Annotated in this window: 12 protein-coding genes; 7 read left to right on the top strand and 5 right to left on the bottom strand. The window is 71.1% G+C overall.

Features of this window, described 5'->3' with window-relative positions; genetic code table 11:
• Positions 1–103 precede the first annotated feature (103 nt).
• From AB0I32_RS23850 to AB0I32_RS23840, 3 genes are all read right to left on the bottom strand, one after another.
• Positions 104–1,084 (bottom strand): sulfotransferase family 2 domain-containing protein, encoded by a 981-nt coding sequence (locus tag AB0I32_RS23850; protein WP_357510570.1) that lies wholly within the window; start codon positions 1,082–1,084, stop codon positions 104–106.
• Between the two features lie 98 nt (positions 1,085–1,182).
• The gene (gene cysC / locus AB0I32_RS23845) at positions 1,183–2,439 is read right to left on the bottom strand and encodes an adenylyl-sulfate kinase (protein ID WP_357510568.1); all 1,257 of its coding nucleotides are present in this window, start codon (positions 2,437–2,439) and stop codon (positions 1,183–1,185) included.
• Entirely contained in the window at positions 2,436–3,464 is a 1,029-nt protein-coding gene (locus AB0I32_RS23840) for a sulfite exporter TauE/SafE family protein (RefSeq protein ID WP_357510566.1), read from the bottom strand. Before AB0I32_RS23840 ends, cysC begins: the two co-directional genes overlap by 4 nt.
• A gap of 251 nt (positions 3,465–3,715) precedes the next feature.
• On the opposite strand from AB0I32_RS23840, the gene AB0I32_RS23835 reads away from it, so the two are divergent.
• The 5 genes from AB0I32_RS23835 to AB0I32_RS23815 all read left to right on the top strand — a co-directional run bounded on the left by AB0I32_RS23835 (position 3,716) and on the right by AB0I32_RS23815 (position 11,162).
• Positions 3,716–4,591, top strand: coding sequence for a 3'(2'),5'-bisphosphate nucleotidase CysQ (locus tag AB0I32_RS23835; RefSeq protein ID WP_357510564.1), 876 nt, complete (start codon positions 3,716–3,718; stop codon positions 4,589–4,591).
• Positions 4,592–4,594: 3 nt separating this feature from the next.
• Entirely contained in the window at positions 4,595–5,497 is a 903-nt protein-coding gene (gene cysD, locus AB0I32_RS23830) for a sulfate adenylyltransferase subunit CysD (protein WP_357510562.1), read from the top strand.
• Positions 5,497–6,816, top strand: coding sequence for a sulfate adenylyltransferase subunit CysN (gene cysN / locus AB0I32_RS23825; protein ID WP_357510560.1), 1,320 nt, complete (start codon positions 5,497–5,499; stop codon positions 6,814–6,816). Before cysD ends, cysN begins: the two co-directional genes overlap by 1 nt.
• A 127-nt stretch (positions 6,817–6,943) precedes the next feature.
• Positions 6,944–9,031, top strand: coding sequence for an acyltransferase family protein (locus tag AB0I32_RS23820; protein WP_357510558.1), 2,088 nt, complete (start codon positions 6,944–6,946; stop codon positions 9,029–9,031).
• 70 nt (positions 9,032–9,101) lie between these two features.
• The gene (locus AB0I32_RS23815; RefSeq protein WP_357510556.1) at positions 9,102–11,162 is read left to right on the top strand and encodes an acyltransferase family protein; all 2,061 of its coding nucleotides are present in this window, start codon (positions 9,102–9,104) and stop codon (positions 11,160–11,162) included.
• A gap of 107 nt (positions 11,163–11,269) precedes the next feature.
• Here the strand turns inward: AB0I32_RS23815 and AB0I32_RS23810 are convergent, their stop codons facing one another.
• Positions 11,270–13,855 (bottom strand): glycosyltransferase, encoded by a 2,586-nt coding sequence (locus tag AB0I32_RS23810; RefSeq protein ID WP_357510554.1) that lies wholly within the window; start codon positions 13,853–13,855, stop codon positions 11,270–11,272.
• Positions 13,856–14,091: 236 nt separating this feature from the next.
• On the opposite strand from AB0I32_RS23810, the gene AB0I32_RS23805 reads away from it, so the two are divergent.
• Positions 14,092–16,233, top strand: a complete 2,142-nt coding sequence (locus AB0I32_RS23805) for an acyltransferase family protein (protein ID WP_357510552.1) — start codon at positions 14,092–14,094, stop codon at positions 16,231–16,233.
• Positions 16,234–16,279: 46 nt separating this feature from the next.
• On the opposite strand, the gene AB0I32_RS23800 is transcribed toward AB0I32_RS23805, so the two are convergent.
• Entirely contained in the window at positions 16,280–17,785 is a 1,506-nt protein-coding gene (locus tag AB0I32_RS23800) for a S8 family serine peptidase (RefSeq protein ID WP_357510550.1), read from the bottom strand.
• Positions 17,786–18,064: 279 nt separating this feature from the next.
• Between AB0I32_RS23800 and AB0I32_RS23795 the strand changes: the two genes are divergently transcribed.
• On the top strand, positions 18,065–20,302 hold the full coding sequence (locus tag AB0I32_RS23795; RefSeq protein ID WP_357510548.1) for an acyltransferase family protein: 2,238 nt from the start codon (positions 18,065–18,067) through the stop codon (positions 20,300–20,302).
• The last annotated feature ends 27 nt before the right edge of the window (positions 20,303–20,329 follow it).

Below are 20,329 nucleotides of genomic sequence, written 5' to 3'. Positions count from 1 at the left end.
GCCGCGCCCTCGCGCTCCACCCGCGTGGGCCGGGGCCCCCCCCCCGGGGGACGGACCAGGCCACTCGTCTGTCCGGACGTCCGGGCCGGACGCCGGACGGGGATCAGCGCCGGAGCAGCTTGCTCAGCAGGCTGACCTTTGGCATCGCGACCTCGATGACCTGGACGTTGTCGCCCACGGGACCGAGATCGGTCCTCGGCGCGACCAGGACCACGGTCGGCGGGCCGCCGGCCAGCTTGGGCAGCAGCGTGGACGCCGACGGCCCGCGGGACACGAACCCGGCGGCAGGGCCGAACGGCAGGTACCAGGCACCCGCCCCGTTGACCGCGGCGGCACGGTGGCTGTTGTGGCCGGTCGTGTCGAGCACGACGGCCCCCTCTGGCACGACGGTGACGTCCAGCGAGTCGCTCGCGGCATCGGACATCGGCAGCGGCTTCGGATCGATCTCAGTCGAGTACCCGAGGACCGCGAAGTCCTGGGCGTACTTCGCGGCCACCGCCTCCTGGGCCTTCGGGGTGTAGTACGACTGCCACGACTTGTCGCGCTCGCTGGTGCGCCGCGCGGCCAGGGGCGCGAGCGCCAGCTGTGGGGCGCGAGCCTCGGCGATCGCGCGCAGCGCCTTCCAGTCGTGGACGATGCTCTCGAACCGGAGGATGAGGTCCGGCAGGAACGTGCCGTCGGCGTCGATGAGCCGGTCGACCTGCGTGGCGACGTGCGGGTCCGTCCGCTCGTCGTCGAGCTTCGCGGCGGCGAGCGCGCACGACTCGAAGTCCTGGCCCTTCTTGAAGCCGAGCCGACCGAGGCTGCTGTACCAGCCCTTGCCCACGATCTTGTCCGCGTAGAAGGAGACGAACCGGTCGTACGGGTTCCGGGCCAGAGCGAAGGTGAGGTAGTCGGCGTACTTGCCGCGCAGGTCCTCCGGGCTGGCCTCGACATAGGGCACAGCTTCACCGTGTGGGTTGTGCCAGCCCCGGTCCTCGACGTACGAGGTGAGCAGGGCGGCCTTGACCGCGGTGTTCGCGACCTTGGCCGTTGCGACATAGGCGATCCGTGCGTCGTCCCAGACTGTGATCTTCCATTCCACGCACGGCACTGTAGCCGGTCGGTCCGAGCGATTCCCGGCCGGATCGGGCGGGAATTCACCCCGCGCCTGCCGCTGGACGGCCCGGTCGTGCGGCCCCGTCAGCGGCGCGGCAGCGCGGCCACCGCCGTACGGAGCGTGGCGACGGCGTCGGCCACGGAGACCACCGAGGCGTCGATGACGAGGTCGGCGTCGACGGGCTCCTCGTAGGGTGACGAGATCCCCGTGAACTCGGGGATCTCGCCGGCGCGGGCCTTGGCGTACAGGCCCTTGCGGTCCCGCGCCTCGCACACCTCGAGCGGCGTGCTGATGTGTACGAGCACGAACTGCGCGCCCGCCTCCTCGGCCAGCGCCCGCACCCGTGCCCGCCCGGCGGCGAACGGCGCGATGGGCGCGGCGACGGCGATGCCCCCGTGCTTGGCCACGAGGGCCGCCACGTAGCCGATGCGTTCGACGTTGGTCTCGCGCGACTCACGGTCGAAGCCGAGGCCCTTCGACAGGTGGTGCCGCACCTCGTCGCCGTCGAGCAGCGTGGTCACCAGGCCGTCGTCGTTCAGCTCGGCGGCCAGGGCTCGCGCCACCGTCGACTTGCCGGAGCCGGACAGGCCGGTGAAGAACAGGACGGCGCCCCGGGCATTGGCACCGCTCGCCGCCCGGTTCACCTCTGCCGCGGACGTCGGCGGGTACAGGGCCCGTACCGCTTCCTCACGCACCCGGGGCAGCGCGGCGACACGCTCAGCGGTGGCCGCCGAACGGTGGGCGGCGAGCGTCTCGGCGCGTGCGGCGCCATAGGCGGTGGCCACCTCTTCCAGGGTCGTCCCCGCAGGCCCGGACCACGGCACGACGACGGTGGTGACCCGGGCCTCGACCCGCTCGGACAGGTGGTCGGCGAGCCCGAGCGCCGCCCGCACCAGCCCGGGCGCGCCCACGGCGCCGGGCTCCGGCGTGCGGCGGGCGACGGGTACGAGCACCAGCACGGCGCCGGGCCGGGCGGCGGTCACGAGCGCCACGGCGGCGTCGAGCTCGTCGCGGGTAGGCACCTCGGTGACGACCAGCGCGAGGCCGGCGGTGCCGGCCTTGAGGGCCGCCCGCACGTCGCGTGCCGGACGGCGGACCGCAGCGTCCCACTGCGGGCCGATCGCCGCGGCTACCGGCTTGAGCGGCTCGAGCACGTCGGGCTCGCCCGGCCGCGTCGTGAGGCGGGCCAGCGGGGTGTTCTCGGCGTCGGTCAGGACCGCGTCGGCCGGCACCCCCGGCAGCGCGGCGGCGAGCACCGGCACGGGGATCGCGCCTCCGAGAGCCAGCTCGAGGTGGTCCAGCTCGTCGTCGGACAGGACGCGGGCGGCGGGGTCGGTCATCTGCGGGGGCTCGTTTCTGCTGGGTCTTCTGCTGGGTCGGCTGCGGGGCTGCCTGCTGGATCGTCCACGGGACCGTCCGCTGAACCCTCCGCTGGACCCTCCGCAGGGGTCGAGTCTGCTACGGACCCGGCCTGCACCGCACCGAAGCGCCGCTTGACCCAGAACCACACGAGGTTGCCGAGGACCAGCGCGGCCCCCGCTGCGCCCAGAACCACCGGAAGGCTTGCGCCGAGCAGCTTGAGCCCCGACGCGAGCAGCAGGATCGCCAGCGCGCGGCGGATGATGCCGCCCGGCGCGCGGGAGGACACGTGGGCGCCGAACCATGCGCCGGGGATGGCGCCGATGAGCAGGGACGTCGTCAGGCCGAGCGAGAAGTCGCCGTAGAGCAGGTGGCCGAGTGACGCCGCGGCCACGAGCGGCACCGCCTGGACCAGGTCGGTGCCGACCAGCTGGGACGCCTTGAGCGCCGGGTAGAGCAGCAGGAGCACGACGATGACGATCGAGCCGGCGCCGACCGACGTCATGCCGACCAGGAGCCCGGCCACGGCGCCGAGGATCGCTGTCGGGACGGGGCGCACCACGAGCTCCCGCGGCGCGGACGGCAGGGCGGGGCCCTCGCCGAGTGCCGACCTGTTCCGGACCATCTGCAGCACCGCGCGGACCACGAGGCCGCAGGACGCGATGAGCAGGGCCACCCCGAGCACCATCTTGAGCGCGCTGTCCAGGGAGTCGCCGAACGGGAGCGACTGGATCAGGAGGGCGCCCGAGAACGCCGCGGGCACCGAGCCCACACACAGCCACAGGACGAGCTTGAGGTTCACCGTCCCGCGGCGCATGTGCACTATCGCGCCCGCCGGCTTCATGAAGAGGCTGGCGACCACGTCGCTCGACACCGCCACCAGTGGGTCGACGCGGAACACGAAGATGAGCATCGGCGTCATGAGCGCGCCGCCGCCCATCCCGGTCAGGCCCACGACGAAACCGACCGCGAGGCCGCCAAGGATCAGGGGGAGGTCGATGCTCATCGAGACCGCCCCGCGGGCCGGTCCTCAGGCCATGCCCGGCGTCCGCTTATTCCGACCAAACCCATCGGGATGGTAGGCATTAATGCTCCCTGGGGCGGTTAGGGGTGAGACAGGGTGCGCTGGCACTGGATCGCATGCCGGAATGGTAGCCTCGGCGCGTCCGCCGGACCTTCACCCACGGCACCTTGGCCCTTGTCGAGGGCCGCACAGGACGGCCGGATCCCCGGAGAAGACGTCCACCCTGGAGACCGATGAACGCCCCGTTCCCAACGCTCCCTCAGGCGTCGCTCGATGACGACGCCCTTGCCCACGCGCTCGCCTCGGGAGCGGCGGAGGTGCTCCTCGCGCTCCGCGCCGAGGTCGACGCCGCCGGTGGCTCCTTCGTGGCCAAGGAGCTCAAGGATGCGGGTGACGCCGCGGCCCAGGCCTGGCTCGCGGCCGCACTGACCGCCGCCCGCCCCGCCGACGCCGTCCTCTCGGAGGAGGCGAAGGACGATGCGTCCCGCACCCGTGCAGATCGTGTGTGGATCATCGACCCGCTCGACGGCACCAGGGAGTTCGCCGAACGGCACGTCGACGGGCCCCGGGCCGGGCAGTGGCGCGACGACTTCGCCGTCCACATCGCGCTCTGGGAGCGCGGGGCAGGCCTCACCGTCGGCGCGGTCGGCCTGCCCGCGCGCCAGCAGGTCCTGACCACCGCGGACGCCGCCGGGCCGGAGGGCGACGGCAAGGCCGTCCTGACCGGCGTCCGGCCCCTGCGGATCGCCGCGAGCCGCAGCCGCCCGCCCGCCTTCGTGGCCGCGCTGGCCGAGCGCGACGACGTCGAGCTCGTGCCGATGGGCTCGGCGGGCGTCAAGATGATGGCCGTCGCCGACGGTACAGTTGACGCTTATGTCCACGGGGGTGGGCAGTACGAGTGGGACTCCGCGGCGCCCGTGGCCGTGGCACGGTCGCGGGGGCTCGTCTGCACCCGTCTCGACGGATCCGAGCTTGAGTACAACCGGGAGAGCCCGTGGCTCCCTGACCTGTTCGTATGCCCCCCGGCCCTGGCTCAGCACCTGCGTGAGCTGCTCGACACCGTTGGTGTCGCGTCCGTGGTCGGGGCAGATAGCAAGGAAGGTGCTTAAGGAGTGAAGAGTCACGTCCTGAGCCAGCTGCGCAGCCTGGAAGCCGAGAGCATCCACATCATGCGCGAGGTGGTCGCCGAGATGGAGCGGCCGTGTCTGCTGTTCTCCGGCGGCAAGGACTCCATCGTCATGCTGCACCTGGCCGTCAAGGCGTTCGCTCCGGCGCGCGTCCCGTTCCCGATCATGCACGTCGACACCGGGCTGAACTTCCAGACCGTCCTCGACTGCCGCGACCGGTGGGTGGACCGGACAGGTGTGCAGCTGGTCATCGCCTCCGTCCAGGAAGGGATCGACCGCGGGCTGGTGCAGGAGGAGCCCAACGGCTCCCGCAACCGGATCCAGACGCCGGTACTGCTGGAGGCCGCGGAGAAGCACGGTTTCGACGCCCTGTTCGGCGGCGGCCGGCGCGACGAGGAGAAGGCTCGCGCCAAGGAGCGCGTCTTCTCCTTCCGCGACGACTTCGGCCAGTGGGACCCGAAGAACCAGCGTCCCGAGATCTGGAACCTGTACAACGGCCGCGTCCACCAGGGCGAGTCGATCCGGGTGTTCCCGCTGTCCAACTGGACCGAGCTGGACATCTGGGCGTACATCGAGGCCGAGAACATCGACCTGCCCGACCTCTACCTCGCCAAGGAGCGCGAGGTCGTCGAGCGGGGCGGCATGCTCTACGAGGTCAACGACTTCACCCCGCTCAAGGACGGCGAGACCCCTCAGGTCCTGTCCACGCGCTACCGCACCGTGGGTGACGCGAACCTCACGGCGTGCGTCGAGTCCACCGCGACCACGCTGCGCGACGTCGTCGAGGAGGTCGCGGCGGTGCGCCTGACCGAGCGCGGCGCCACGCGCGGCGACGACAAGGTCAGCGAGGCCGCGATGGAAGACCGCAAGAAGGAAGGCTACTTCTGATGACGACGACTCTCCCGGAGACCGGTTCAGCTCCCGAGGCGCACGAGGTCGTCAGCGGCGACCTCCTGCGGTTCGCGACGGCCGGCTCGGTGGACGACGGCAAGTCGACGCTGATCGGCCGGCTGCTGTTCGACAGCAAGTCGATCTTCGCCGACCAGCTCGAGTCGGTGGAGCAGGTCAGCAAGGACCGCGGCAACGACTACGCGGACCTGTCGCTCCTGACGGACGGCCTGCGCGCCGAGCGTGAGCAGGGCATCACCATCGACGTGGCGTACCGCTACTTCGCGACGCCCAAGCGCAAGTTCATCATCGCGGACACGCCTGGCCACACCCAGTACACGCGGAACATGGTCACCGGCGCCTCCACGGCGGACGTGGCGCTCATCCTGATCGACGCACGCAAGGGCGTCGTCGAGCAGTCGCGCCGGCACACGTTCCTCGCCACGCTGCTGGGCGTTCCGCACGTGGTCGTCTGCGTGAACAAGATGGACCTGGTCGACTACGACGAGCAGGTCTTCGAGCGGATCCGTGCGGAGTTCACCGAGTTCGCGTCCCGCCTGCGCGTGCCCGACCTGACCTTCATCCCCGTGTCGGCCCTCGCGGGCGACAACGTGGTGACGCGGTCCGAGAACATGGACTGGTTCGACGGCTCGCCGCTGCTCAGCCACCTCGAGCGGCTCCACGTCGCGTCCGACCGCAACCTGGTCGACGTGCGGTTCCCGGTCCAGTACGTGATCCGGCCGCAGCAGAACGACGCGCGCGACTACCGGGGCTACGCGGGCACCGTCGCGTCCGGCGTCATGAAGCCCGGCGACCGCGTGCTGGCGCTGCCGGCCGGCCTGGAGACGACGATCGAGTCCATCGACACGGCCGACGGCCCCGTCGACGAGGCGTACCCGCCCATGTCGGTGACCGTGCGCCTGGCGGACGAGATCGACATCTCGCGTGGCGACATGATCTGCCGCCCGAACAACGTCCCGACGGTCTCGCAGGACATCGACGCCCAGATCTGCTGGATGGACGAGGCCGCGTCGCTGGTCCAGGGCAAGAAGTACGCGATCAAGCACACGACGCGGTGGGCGCGGGCGATGGTCAAGAAGATCAACTACCGCGTCGACGTGAACACGCTGCACCGCGACGAGGAAGCGACAGAGATCAAGCTGAACGAGATGGCACGGATCACGCTGCGCGTGACCAAGCCGCTCTTCGTCGACCCGTACCAGCAGAACCGGCAGACCGGTGCCTTCATCCTCGTGGACGAAGCCACCAACAAGACGGTCGCCGCAGGCATGATCGGCGGGCCGACGCGCTCGTACTGACGAGCGGCGGCAGGGGGATATCGGACAGGCGCGATGCCGGTACGATCAGCGCGCGGAACCAGAAGGCCGCTGATCCGACATCGCGCCCTGTCCCGTCCTTCCCCCTGCTGACTCTTCCCGAGGAACGATGATCGACACCCGTACTCTGCCTCCTCCCGAGCAGGTCAAGGCGGCCGCTCCGGCCGGTCCGGTACATCTCTCGGAGATCCACGGCCTGCGCGGTATGGCCCTCGTGCTCGTGGTCCTGTTCCACCTGTTCGGCAACGGCAGGGTGTCGGGCGGCGTGGACGTGTTCCTCGTCGTCTCGGGCTTCCTCGTGACGGGTTCGCTCGTGCGCCGTGCCGAACGCGGAAAGCTGCGGCTGGGCGCGCAGTACGCGCGGAGCGCGTGGCGGCTCATGCCGTCGGCGATCGTGGTGCTCGCGACGGTCGCCGTCGCCACCTGGTACCTGCTGCCGAAGTCCCGCTGGCTCGACATCTGGGAGCAGGTGCTGGCCTCCGGGCTGTACGTCGAGAACTGGAACCTGATCACCAACCAGCTCGCGTACGGAGCGGCAGGCCCGGCGGCGAGCCCGCTGCAGCACTTCTGGTCGCTCTCGGTCCAGGGCCAGTTCCTCCTCGCCTGGCCGATCGTCGTGCTGCTGCTCGGCGGCCTCGCCTACCTCGTCGGCCGCGCGACGCGGACCCCGTCGCTGGTCCGGATCACGATTCTCGTGGTGGCCCTGGCGATGACCGGGGCGTCGTTCGCCTACGCCGTCCACCTGGTCGCGATCGACCAGCAGGTCGCATACTTCCACTCGCTCTCCCGTGTCTGGGAGCTCGGCGTCGGGGCCGTGCTCGCCCTGGTCGCGCCGGTGCTGCGCCTCCCGCGCGTCGTGCAGGCCCTCGCGGGATGGGGTGGCCTCGCGCTCGTCATCTCCTCGGGGTTCCTGTTCGACGGCGCCACCCTGTACCCGGGCGTGTGGACCTGGTGGCCCGTCGCCGGGGCCGCCCTGGTGATCCTGGGCGCCGGGACGACGTCGGCCCTCGGCCCGCGCCGCACGCTCGAGTGGGGTCCGCTGCGCTTCCTCGCGGACATCTCCTACGAGCTGTACCTCTGGCACTGGCCGATCCTCATCTTCTTCCTGGCGGTCTTGGAGCCGGTGTCGTTCGGCGTCCGCGAGGCAGCGGCGGTCCTCGCCGCCTCGCTCCTCCTCGCCTGGGTCACGCGCATGATCGTCGCGCGGCCCACCGCGCGCCTCGTCCCGTCGGGCCTGCCGCGCTGGCGGGCGTTCGGGGCACTCGTGACGGCCGTCGCGGTGACGGCGGCCGTGCTGGTCCCGACGTCGAGGGCCATCGACTCCATGGAGCGCGAGCAGGCAGAGCAGCTGCGCGCCTCGTCCGAGCTGTCTCCCGAGCACCCGGGGGCCGCCGTCCTGACCGGTGGTTCGCGAGAGGGCGACGTCCTCCCCGACGTGCCGTTCCGCCCGACCACCGACGTCGCGGCGCTGGACCGCGGCAAGGGGTTCGACGACGGCTGCTTCCAGGAGATCGGACCGCTGGACCTCGAGGCGATCACCTGCACCATCCACGAGCCGGCCGACCCCACCCAGACCGTCCTGATCGTCGGTGGCTCGCACGAGGTGCAGTGGGAGCCTGCGTTCAAGGTCATGGCCGAGGTCTACGACTGGAAGCTCGTGCAGATCGGCAAGGCCGCGTGCCGGCTCACCCTGGAGGACGGCAGCGCCGAGTGCCAGGCCTGGAGCCGTGACGCGCTCGACGCGGCGCTCGCGGTGCAGGCGGACATGGCGCTGGTCGTCACGACGGACGTCCGGTTCGGCAAGCCGGAGCGCGTGTTGCCGGGACAGGTCGACATGTGGCAGCGTCTGTCGGAGGCCGGTACGACGGTGGTCGGTGTCCGCGACAACCCGCGGTTCCCCCACGACCCGGTCACGTGCGTCGAGGAGGAGGGGCCCGACAGCGCGTCGTGCCCGGCCGCCCGGGCCGAGATGTACAACCCCACCTCGCCCGTGCAGGGCTACCCCGGTGTCCCGTCGTCGATGGTCCAGCTCGACCTGACCGACGCGATCTGCGGCCTGGTGGTGTGCGAACCGGTAGTCGGCAACGTCCTGGTGTACATGGACGACGACCACGTGAATGCCAGCTATGTCAGGACGATGGTCCCCGTGATCGAGAAGAGGCTGCGTGCGCAAGCCGCGTGGCTCTTCCGAGGATGAGGACACGGCCTACCAGACCGGACGGGTAGGATCGACGCCGTCTCGCGATCGACAGTGGAGGACCCTCAGAGTGGCTCGGACCGACGAACGCCGTGGATACATGCGCGCCGATATCCAGGCCCTGAGGACCGTGGCGGTGCTCTCGGTGGTCCTCTTCCACCTCTGGCCGAACCGGCTCAGCGGCGGTTACGTGGGGGTCGACGTCTTCTTCGTGATCTCCGGCTTCCTCATCACCGCGCACATGCTCCGTGACGCGGAGCTCGGGCGGTTCAGCGTCACGAGGTTCTGGGCGAAGCGGATAGTGCGTCTGCTCCCGGCCTCGCTGCTGGTGCTCGCCCTGACCGGGGTCGCCGTCTGGTTCCTCGCGCCCCTGCAGTACTGGGACCAGTGGTTCCGGGAGATCGCGGCCTCGACCGTGTACGTGCAGAACTGGGTGCTCGCGTCGGACGCCGTCGACTACATGGCCGCCGAGAACGTCGCGTCCCCCGTGCAGCACTACTGGTCGCTGTCCACCGAGGAGCAGTTCTACATCGTCTGGCCGCTGCTGATCGCGGGCGCGATCCTGCTCGGCAAGGCAGTGCGGACCTCGTGGCAGCGCCTGGCGGGTATCGCCCTCGGCCTCGTCGTCGTCGCGTCGTTCGTCGCCAGCGTCGTGTGGACCGCCGGCGACCAGGCCTACGCGTACTTCATCACGCCGACGCGGGCGTGGGAGTTCGGCGCGGGAGCGCTGCTCGTCTTCGCCCCGGCGCTGACCCGCTTCCGGACGGCTCTGACCTGGGTCGGCCTCGGCCTGATCGTCGTGGCGGTCCTGACCTTCGAGGCAGCGACCCCGTTCCCGGGCTACTGGGCGGCCATCCCCGTGGTCGGTACGGCGCTGGTCATCTGGGCGCAGGCGCAGGACCGCTTCACCGTGGGCATCGCCAAGCTGCGGCCCGTCCAGTTCGTCGGCGACGTCTCGTACTCGATCTACCTGTGGCACTGGCCGCTCATCGTGCTCGTGCCGTTCGTGACGGGCGCGGACCTGCGGACGCTGGACAAGATCGCGATCCTCGCCGTGTCGGTGCTGCTCGCCTGGGGCACGCGCGTCTGGGTCGAGCGGCCGATGATCGAGCGCGGCCGCCTGTTCCGGCCGCGCGTGTCGTTCGTGACCGCGGCGGTCGCGAGCGTGCTCATCGTGGTGCTCGCGATGTCCGGCGGTACGACGGCGGAGCGGCGGATCGAGGCCCAGCTGTCCGCGGCGGTGGACGCGCTGAGCACCGACGCCGAGTGCTTCGGCGCGGCGGCGCAGGCACCGGGCGCCTCCTGCGAGGACTCCGAGCTCCAGGGGACCGCGGTGCCGGAGCCGGCAGCGGCCGCCCAGGACACCCCCGGGCCGTACACCGGGCCGGACAAGTGCCCCATCACCATCCGCGGTAGCGGGACGCCGCAGCCCTGCCTGGTCGGCGACCGGGACGGCTCGATGCGTGTCGCGCTGGTGGGTGACTCGCACGCGGTCCAGTACGCGTCGACCTTCACGCGCATGGCCGAGGCGAACGGCTGGGCCCTCGACATCATCTTCAAGCCGGGCTGCCCGTTCTCCGACGCCATGCGCGTGCAGGACGAGAACCTCACGCAGGGCTGCGTCACGTGGCAGGACAACGTGGAGAAGCACCTCGCAGAGCAGGACTACGACCTGGTGGCCACGTCGCAGATGAACGGTGTGGACTGGCCCGCGAAGGACGGCGTCGACCCCGAGCAGTACGCGGTGGACGGCCTCGTGAGCCTCTGGCAGCGGATCACGGCGTCCGGTACGCCCCTCGTGGTCCTGGCCGACAACCCGAAGCCCATGGAGACGGTCATCGAGTGCCTGACCGAGGCGGGGGCCGAGGGTGCGGCGGACTGCGCCACGCCGCGCTCCGAGGCCACCGGCTACTTCGACCCGCAGGCCGAGGCGGCCAAGAGGTTCGCGGACGACAAGGACTTCGCCTACGTCGACCTCACGGACTTCTACTGCGACGACCAGGAGTGCCTGCCGGTGATCGGCGGCGCCACCGTCTACCGCGACTCGAACCACATCACCAACACGTTCGCCTCGACGCTCGCCCCGTTCGTCCTGAAGGACATCCAGCCCCTGCTGAACGGCAAGCGCTGACGGCTGCGTGAACGACCGTTCGTGAACGACCGTTCGTGAACGACTGAAGGGCGGGTGCGCAGTGCGCACCCGCCCTTCAGTCGTTTGGCGTCAGGTCCCCGAAGGGATCAGCCGCGCCGCTCCGCCACGTAGGCGACGCCCTCGTCCCACCGGTCGCGGTGCCGGATGTAGTGGTCCCGCTTCCAGGGCTTCACCTTGCCCGCCCAGTGGATGATCTTCGGGTCCACGAACTCCTGCCCGGGCTGGGTGTTCCACCCGGCGTCGAGGTGGTGGTAGGTGGAACCCGCGTAGCACCACAGGACCTCCTGGTCGTCGAGCCCGAAGTGCTCGACGAACGGGACGAACTCGTGCGAGAAGCTGTCCTTGCGCATCGCTGCGAGGTCCAGCACGAGGATGCCCGCGTTGAAGCTGCGGAAGCCCTCGGGGTGCCTGCGGTGCATCGCCCGGTAGAAGAGGTGGGCGAGCTCTGGCTCGTTCCGGAGGCGCACACCGAGGTTCAGGTTGCCGACGCCCCTGCGCTCGTCACCGGTGCTGTAGGTGCGGGCCGCGAGCGGCGCGTCCTGCAGGTCGGTGTCGAACAGCTCGGCGATGTCGACCACCGGGATGGCGTCCAGGTCGTGGTACAGGACGCGGTCCATGTCCGGCAGCAGCTCGGGCAGCAGCAGGCGGTCCATGGTGGACACCGTGATGTGGCCCTTGAGGCCGGCGATGGGGCCGTAGTCGACGTCGTCCAGCGCGATCCACTCGAAGGTGACCTCGGGGAACAGCGCGGAGAGACGGTCGTGGTCCTCGCTCGAGTGGTCGCGGGTCATCGCGACGACGTGGAGCGGACGGGTCGAGTGGCGGACCATGGCACCGACAACGACCTCCATCTCCTCCTTGAGGTTGCCGTCGAGCGCCACCGCGATGTTGACCGGCTCGCCCTGGCGCGGCTGCGTGGCCTCGCGGAGCACCCGCGTCTCGCGGGCGGCCGAGCAGACCTTGTCGATGTCGAACGAGAGCGGCAGGCGCTCCTGGGGCTTCGCGAACTCGGCGCGGGCCTCGGCGACGAGCGGGGCCGTCACGCGGGCCCACTCGGCGTAGACCTCTTCCGTCGGCGCGCCCGAGAACATCAGGGACAGCACCGGGGGCAGGATCTCCCGGACCTTCTCCCGGATCGCGTTCCGGCCGTTGTCGTCGACGTCGAGCAGGCCCTTGAAGCGGACATCGGCCTTCACCTTGGGGTGGACCTTCACGTTCGCCCCGATGGACCAGGCCGGGAGGTAGCAGTGCAGGCGCGAGGTGTGCACCTCGGAGTAGTCCCGGCGGTAGCTGTCGAGGAGATCGAGCGCCTCGCGCAGGGCCTGGGGCGCGGGGGTCCACTTGACCTCGTCGCGCTCCTGCTTGTACGTCTTCGCGCCCTCGGGAGCCGTGGTGTCGACGTACAGGGCCGGAGCGTTCGGCCCGGCCTTCGGGGCGTCGGGGAACACCGCGTTGACGGTGGTGGTGATGCAGCCGGAGAAGAAGGCGGGGATGCCGCGGCTGAGCAGGAGGTGCGTGGTGTACCAGTCGCGGCAGCCCACGGGGCCGTTGGCCTTGAGGTACTCGATGGTCTCCGGCGTCAGCATGTCCGCGCGGTTCACGTGGAACGAGATGAACAGCGGGTTGATGTTCGAGTTGAACGGCAGGCCGTAGGTGAGCCCGAACGTCGGGTGGGCGTACCAGCCGAAGGTGAGGCCCCACGTGTTCTCGGGGACGGCGTCGTAGGCCGAGGCGTCGCGGTTGACGAGCGTGAGGTGGACGTCGGCGGCGGGGCCGTCGAGCTTCAGCTCGGGCCGCACGCGCCCCTTGAGCTCGTCGACGAACGACACCAGCTCGGGGTCGCCGTGGAACCGGAGGCCGTCGTGGCGGACCACGTTGGCGAGGCTGGCGATCGTCTGGACGTAGTCGCCGACGTTCGACGAGGTGCCCGGCCAGTCCGGCTGCTTGTAGTCGATGACGGCGAACGAGACCTGCCCCGCCGGGACCGGCTCCGGCGTCCGCGGGTGGGACGCGCGCTCGACGAACGTGGACAGGTGCTCCGCGCGGCGCCGGAAGTGGTCGCTGACGGTGGGCAGGGCGCGGAGGGTGTCGAGCGCCTTGCGCGACGTCTCGTAGTCGCCGAAGGCGAAGAAGGACTCGGCCATGGACACGAGGTGACCGGGCTCGGTGACTACGCCGTCATCGATCCAGGAGGCCGCCTCGTCGCGGCCACGGGTGTCCTTGGCGATCAGGTGCGCGCGGAGGTACTCAGCGGGCGCCAGCCGGGCCACCCACTCCAGGGGGGCCTCGCGGAAGAGGTCCCGGGCGAAGCCGGGCTGCGTGTTGCTCATGGCGACGATGCCGGCACCCAGGGCGCCCACCGCACGCGTCTCGGGGTTGTCGTAGAGAGCCTGGCAGGCCGACCGGGCGGGAAGGTCGCGGTTCTTGCTGAGCTCGGCGCGCACCATACCGACCACTGCGCGGGGGAAGTCCTCACCGCGCTGGATCCGGCGCATGAGCTCTGCGTCGGCGCGCAGCGGATCCAGGTCCGGACCAGGGCTCTTGGCAGCGGGCTTGCTCGCGGGCTTCGCTGCACGGGCGGCCGGCGGCGGGGCCGCACCGGCAATCCGAAGCGCGACGCGTGCACCCTTCTTCAGGGCGCGGTTCCTGAGTTTCAGGAGGTAGGTGCTCATCGGGTCAGGGCTTCCTTGTGATGTCGGAACTGCAGCGTGTGCAGTGGACGCACGCTCGCCGGGGCGAGGTGGCAGGACTGAGGCAACCCCGATGCTACCGTCGCGGGCGAAGGGTGACAGACACGTCACATCGGCCCGGACCAGCCGCATGGGGACGCTGTCGAGTAGAGACCGCCCTCGACGATATGGCATTGTGGGGCGCGTTTTTCAACCACTGGACGAACGTAGGCGCCTTGATGACGGCCATGATCTCGACGAACGCCCAGCCGGGGACCGCGTCTTCCGACGCTGCCGCGCGCAACTCCGCACGCCCGGACGCGGGACGCGTCTTCCGCCCGGAGGTGCAGGCGCTGCGCGCCCTGGCGGTGCTGCTCGTCCTCGTCTACCACATCGACCCGTCGGTCCTGCCCGGCGGGTACGTCGGCGTGGACGTCTTCTTCGTGATCTCCGGCTTCCTGATCACCGGGCACCTGTGGCGCGAGGCGACGACGACCGGGCGGGTGAGCCTGCGCAAGTTCTGGGCGGCCCGGGCCCGGCGCATCCTGCCCGCCTCGCTGGTGGCGACGGTGGGCACCATCCTCCTGGCGCTCGTCCTGCTGCCCCTCGAGCTGATCGACAGCTGGTGGCGCCAGGCGCTGGCGTCCGTGCTGTACGTGGAGAACTGGGCGCTGGCCGTCGACGCCGTCGACTACCAGGCGGCGAACAACCAGCCGACGGCGTTCCAGCACTTCTGGTCGCTCGGCGTCGAGGAGCAGTTCTACCTGTTCTGGCCGCTGCTGGTCGTGCTCGCCGTCGTGCTGTGGCGGCGGACGGGCGGACGGCGTCCAGGCGCCTCCGGCGAGCCGGCCGGCCCGGCGGGGCTCCGCGTGGCACTGCTGGTCCTGTTCGGCAGCGTCACGGTCGCCTCGCTCGTGTGGGGCGTGCTGGAGGTGCGCGCCGGGAACCCGACCGCGTACTACTCGACCCTGACCCGCGTGTGGGAGCTGGGCGCCGGCGGCATCGCGGCCCTGCTCGTGCGCGACGGCGCCCGGCCCGGTCCGGTGCGCAACGCCCTTGCGGTGGCGGGCCTCGCCGGGATCGTCGTCGTGGCCTGCCTGTACGACGACGCCACGCCGTTCCCCGGGCTGTACGCGGTGGTGCCGGTGCTGGCAACGCTCGCCGTCATCGTGGCGGGCCGTACGTCCGGGCCGGGGTCGATGCGCACCATCACCGAGTCGTGGGCAGTGCAGCGGATCGGCGACGTGTCCTACTCGCTGTACCTCTGGCACTTCCCCGTGGTGGTGTTCTTCGCCGTGCACACCGGCCGGAGCCCTCGGCCGCCGGAGGTGCTGGCCATGGTCGCCCTCTCGTTCGCGCTGGCGATCGCGAGCTACGTGCTGGTCGAGCAGCCGGTGCGGAGGGCGAGGTACTTCCGGCACGACGGGCGCATGCTGATCGCCGCGCTGCTGGCCATGGCGCTCGTCGCCGGGACTGCCCTCCTGCTCCCCGCCCGCGCGAACGCCATCATGCGGCCGTGGGACGACCGCGCCGCCACGGTGGCCGCGGAGGCGAGCGCGCGGGTCGCGGCGGGCCAGGTGGGCGACCTGTCCCCGTTCGTCGACGGGCGGGTGGCCATCTACCCGAACCCGCAGCGGATCGCCGACGACAAGTTCCCCGGTACCGAGGACTGCCTGGTCAACGGGCTCGAGCACGAGACGCCGGCGTGCGAGTACGGCGAGACGGAGAACCCGGCCGCCACGGTCGCCCTGGTCGGGGACTCGCACGCCGCGCAGTTCACGGAGCCGCTGCTGGAGATCGCCGCTGAGCGCGACTGGCGGGTCGTCACCTATCTGCACGGCTCCTGCCCGTACAGCATCGACCGCAGGACGTCGGACGACCCCGCACTGGTCGAGGGTTGCGCCGCTGGCAACGCGCAGACCCGGCAGGCGCTGCGCGAGCTCGAGCCCGACCTGGTCCTGACGTCGTTCCTGGAGCGGACCGCCATGGAGCCGCGGGGCGACGAGAAGGTCCCCGGAGCGACGGGCCTTGCCGAGACGTGGCGCGAGCTGACGGGCGACGGGGCCCAGGTGGTGGTGCTGCGCGACACGCCGCTGCCGAAGGCCGACGCGGTGCGGTGCGTGACGGACAACTACTCCGACCCGCAGGTGTGCGACCAGACCCGCGAGGAGGCGATCGGCGGCCGGCAGAAGGTGCCGGCGGCGGCCGCGCTGGCGCCGGGGACCAAGGTCGTCGACTTCTACGACCTGTTCTGCACCGAGTCCAGGTGCCCCGCGGTGATCGGCAACGTCATGGTCTACATGGATCAGAACCACGTCAGCCGTACCTACATGCACGTGGTGACCGACCGGCTCCGGCAGGAGCTGCCCGCCGGCCCGTGAGCCGCCGCCCCCGCTCGATCAGCGGGGGCGGCGGTCACCGCACCGGCTACTTCTTGCGGGTCACGGCGTCCAGGGCGTCGGCGATGCCGTCACCGTAGAAGCTGTTCTCGTCCAGCGTCCCCACGCAGGCAGGCCCTGCCGTCGTGGTGGTGCACTCGTGATCGTCGGCCTGGGTGCGGACGGCCGCCTCCAGCTTCGCCGGGCTCCAGCGCGGGTGCGCCGACTTCATGAGCGCGAGCACGCCCGCGACGTGCGGCGATGCCATCGACGTGCCGCTCTTCAGGTCCCACGTGCCGTCGAGCTCCGTGGACAGGATCGCGCTGCCGGGGGCGGAGACGTCGATCTTGCCGAGGCCGCGGTTCGAGAACGAGCTGAGGGTCGTGGCCTGGGTCAGGGACGAGACCGTCACCACGCCGTCCAGCTCCGCGGGGATGTCCTCGCAGCCGGAGTTGATCACCCGGTTGACCGGCGTCGAGTCGTTCGGGCTCGACGTGTCGGTGGTGTTGTTGGCCAGGTCGGTGGCCGCGTTGCCCGCCGCGGCGGCGTGCACCACGCCACGCTTCGTCGAGAAGTCCACCGCGCGGCGCACGGCCTCCTTCGCGGCAGCCTGGTCGGGCTGGTCCTCGCACCAGTACATGAACGGGTCGATGTAGTACGAGTTGTTCGTGACGTCCATGCGCGTCATGCCTGCCCAGACGAAGCCGCAGATCGCGTACTCGGGGTAGATGTACCCGTCGTCGTTGACGACCTTGACGGAGGCCATCTTGACGCCCGGCGCGACGCCGACGATGCCGACGCCGTTCTGTGCCGCGGCGATGGTGCCGGCGACGTGCGTGCCGTGGTCCGAGGTGGTCGGCAGCCAGCCCGTGGCCGACATGTCCGGCCTACCGCCGTCCGTGCAGTTCACGGACCGGGCCGTGTCGACCTGGCTGGCCAGGTCCGGGTGCGACGCGTCGATCCCGGAGTCCAGCACACCGACGACGACGTCGGGCGAGCCGGGGTTGATCTCCAGGGCCTGGTCGGCCTTGATCATCTCCATGTCCCACTGGGTGGCCTCGCCCGGGTCGGGGACGGCGGTGGTGCCGGCCGGCTCGTCGACGGTCCAGCCGGTGGTGTCCTTCTTGGCCCGGCCGACCACGGTCTTGCTCTTCTGAGTGCCCGCGGCGGACTCGGTGCCGGGGGTGCCCTCCGTGGGGGAGACGGTGCGCGTGGCGCCGACGGACTCGACGACGCCGAACCGGTCGGCGTCGACGACGTCCTCGCGGAACGAGCCGTTCGCCGAGTGCGCGACGATCACGCCGATCTGCGGCCAGGCCTGGACGACCACGCCGTCGGCCCGCTGGATGGCCTTGGTGGCGAGGACTGCTGCACGGGCGTTGGTGTGCTCCGTGTTGACGACGTAGGAGAACAGGGCGCCGTCGGGAGTCACGATCGGGACGGGCGTGGACTCCGGCTCGTCGGCCGCGAACCCGGCGGCGCTGCCGAGTGCGGAGAAGGCGAGCGTTGCGACGGCAACGAGAGCCGTTGCCCTGTATGGGCGGGATGTGCGCATGTCACTCCATTGGGTCTGAGATGGGTCAGAGATCCAAGGCCCCGGTCAGGGCCCACGGGCAAGATACGCCCCTCTGTGGCGCGCGCCACCCTGCCGGCCCACTTTGGGGAGCGGGTGATGTTTGCCTACTTTCGGTGAGCCGGGGTAGCCGGACATGCAATGTTGAGGGGGCAAAGTCTCTGGCTCGTTCGAGCACGAAGGCTTGGACGGGCGGTGTGCCGCGCTCCGCGTGAGCAGTGGCGTCGGTGCACCAGACCCCCCTCGAGTAAGCAGGAAACGATGTCTGCCGCGACTTCGCTGCGGGTCGGACTTCCGGACGGTGAGCGGCGTTCGCCGCGCAAGGACGCCCCTCGCCCCTCCGGGAGCAACCCGCCCGGCTGGGTGCCCGAGCTGCACGGGCTGCGTGGCCTCGCGCTCGCGCTCGTCGTGCTGTTCCACCTGTTCGGGCAGGGGCGGGTCTCGGGCGGCGTCGACGTGTTCCTTGTGGTGTCGGGGTTCCTGGCGACGGGTGCGCTGCTGCGGCGCGCCGAGCGGCGGGTCCTGAACCCGTTCGCGTACTGGGGCCGGACGTTCTGGCGGCTGGCCGTGCCCGCTCTGCTGACGCTCGCCGCGACGGCCGGGCTGATGTTCTGGCTGATGCCGCGCCCGGCGTGGGAGCAGACGGGCCGGGAGATCTTCGCGGCGGCGACGTACTGGGTGAACTGGGAGATGATCGCCGGCCAGCTTGCCTACGGTGCGGCGGGCCCGCAGACCAGCCCGGTGCAGCACTTCTGGTCGCTGTCGGTGCAGGGGCAGTTCTTCCTTCTCTGGCCGCTCGTGGTGCTCGCGGTGACCGCCCTGGTCGGAGGCGGCGGACGCCGTCGCCGGCTCAGCCCGCGCCGGGCACTGGCCGTCGTGACCGCGCTGGCGACTGCGGCGTCGTTCTGGTTCGCCGTGGGAATTACCGCGCAGGACCAGGCCACCGCCTACTTCCACTCGGGGGCGCGGTTCTGGGAGCTGGGCCTCGGTGCGCTGGCCGCCCTCGTCCTGCCGCGGGTGCGCGTACCCGTGTGGCTGCGTCCGGTGCTGGCCTGGCTCGGTCTCGCGATGGTCGTCGCCTGCGGGTTCCTGATCGACGGCGGTTCCGCGTTCCCGGGTCCCTGGGCGCTGTGGCCCGTCGGCGCGACGCTGCTGGTCGTGCTCGGGTCCTCCGGCGTGCGGCCACGGAGCCCCGGAGCCGAGGTGGCGCCCGAGCGGGGCCCGCGCCGTCTGCTCGAGACGGGGTTCCTGCGCTGGGTCGCCGACCGCTCGTACGCGCTGTACCTGTGGCACTGGCCGCTGCTCATCTCCTACCTGCTCCTGCGGGACCGGGACGCCGTCGGGCCGGCCGGGGGAGCGGTGGTGCTCGCCGCTTCCGTGGCGGCGGCCTGGCTCACGGACCGGACGGTTGTCCGTGGCGCGCAGTCGTTCCGCGGCCGGGTGGGCGACGTGCGGTCGCTCGTGGCGACGGTGCTCGTGATCTCGCTCGTCGCGGTCCCGGTCGGCCTGTGGGTGCGGGACGCCGAGCACTACCGCGCACAGGTGCTGACCGAGCAGGTGCTGGTGGTGCCCGTCCAGCCGTCGACCCGGTACCCGGGGGCCACGGTGCTGACGGAGGGCGTGGAGGTGGACCCGGCAGTGCCGCGTCCCGACGTCCTCGTCGCCAGGCAGGACTGGTCCGAGGCGCAGCGCACACCGGGCTGTGTGCAGGTGCACGGCAGGGTGCTGCCGGACGGGACGGAGGTGATCGCCTGCCCGCTCCACGAGCCGGACTCGCCCGCGCTGCCGGACCTGCTGGGTGTCCCGGACCCGCCGGAGGTGCTGCGTCCGCCCGGGGCGGCGGGTTCGCCGGACGGGCGGATCCGCACGGTGGCCCTGGTGGGCGACTCCCACACCCTGCAGTGGTCCACGGCGTTCCAGATGCTCGCCGAGCAGGAGGGCTGGCGTCTCGTGCTGTTCGCGAAGCACGGCTGCCGGATGCAGGACCCGGACCTCGAGGTCAGCGGCGCCCGGTCGTGCCAGGTGTGGAACGAGGGTCTCGGCGGCGAGCTGGCGGAGCTCCGGCCGGACGTCGTGGTCACGGTAGGGACCTACACCGCGACCCAGGCCGGCGAGCCGGAGAAGGTGGCCGAGCCGGAGGTCTCCGCATGGCGGAAGCTCGACGCGCACGGGATCCCGGTCATCGCGCTGCGCGACAACATGCGGTTCGAGACCTCGCCGGTCCACTGTGTGGCGGAGCACGGTCCCGACCCGCGCTGCGGCCGGGACCGGGCCGAGATCCTCGGTGCGAATCCGTTGGACCACTATCGGGGGCTTCCGGCCTCGACGACGGTGATCGACCTGAACGACGCCCTGTGCACCCCCGTCCGCTGTGAGGAGGTGGTGGGCAACGTGCTGGTCTACCGCGACGACGACCACATCTCGGCGACCTACGTCCGGACGGTCGCGCCCTACCTCGACGAGCGCCTGCGGGCGGAGGTGCCGTGGCTCTACCGATGACGCGTACCGCCCGGGATTCCACCCCCG

It is taken from the genome of Promicromonospora sp. NPDC050249 (assembly GCF_040656015.1).
Classification (GTDB): Bacteria; Actinomycetota; Actinomycetes; order Actinomycetales; family Cellulomonadaceae; genus Promicromonospora.
The sequence above is the reverse complement of the archived record's forward strand: the minus strand, read 5'-3'. Positions and strand labels throughout refer to the sequence as shown.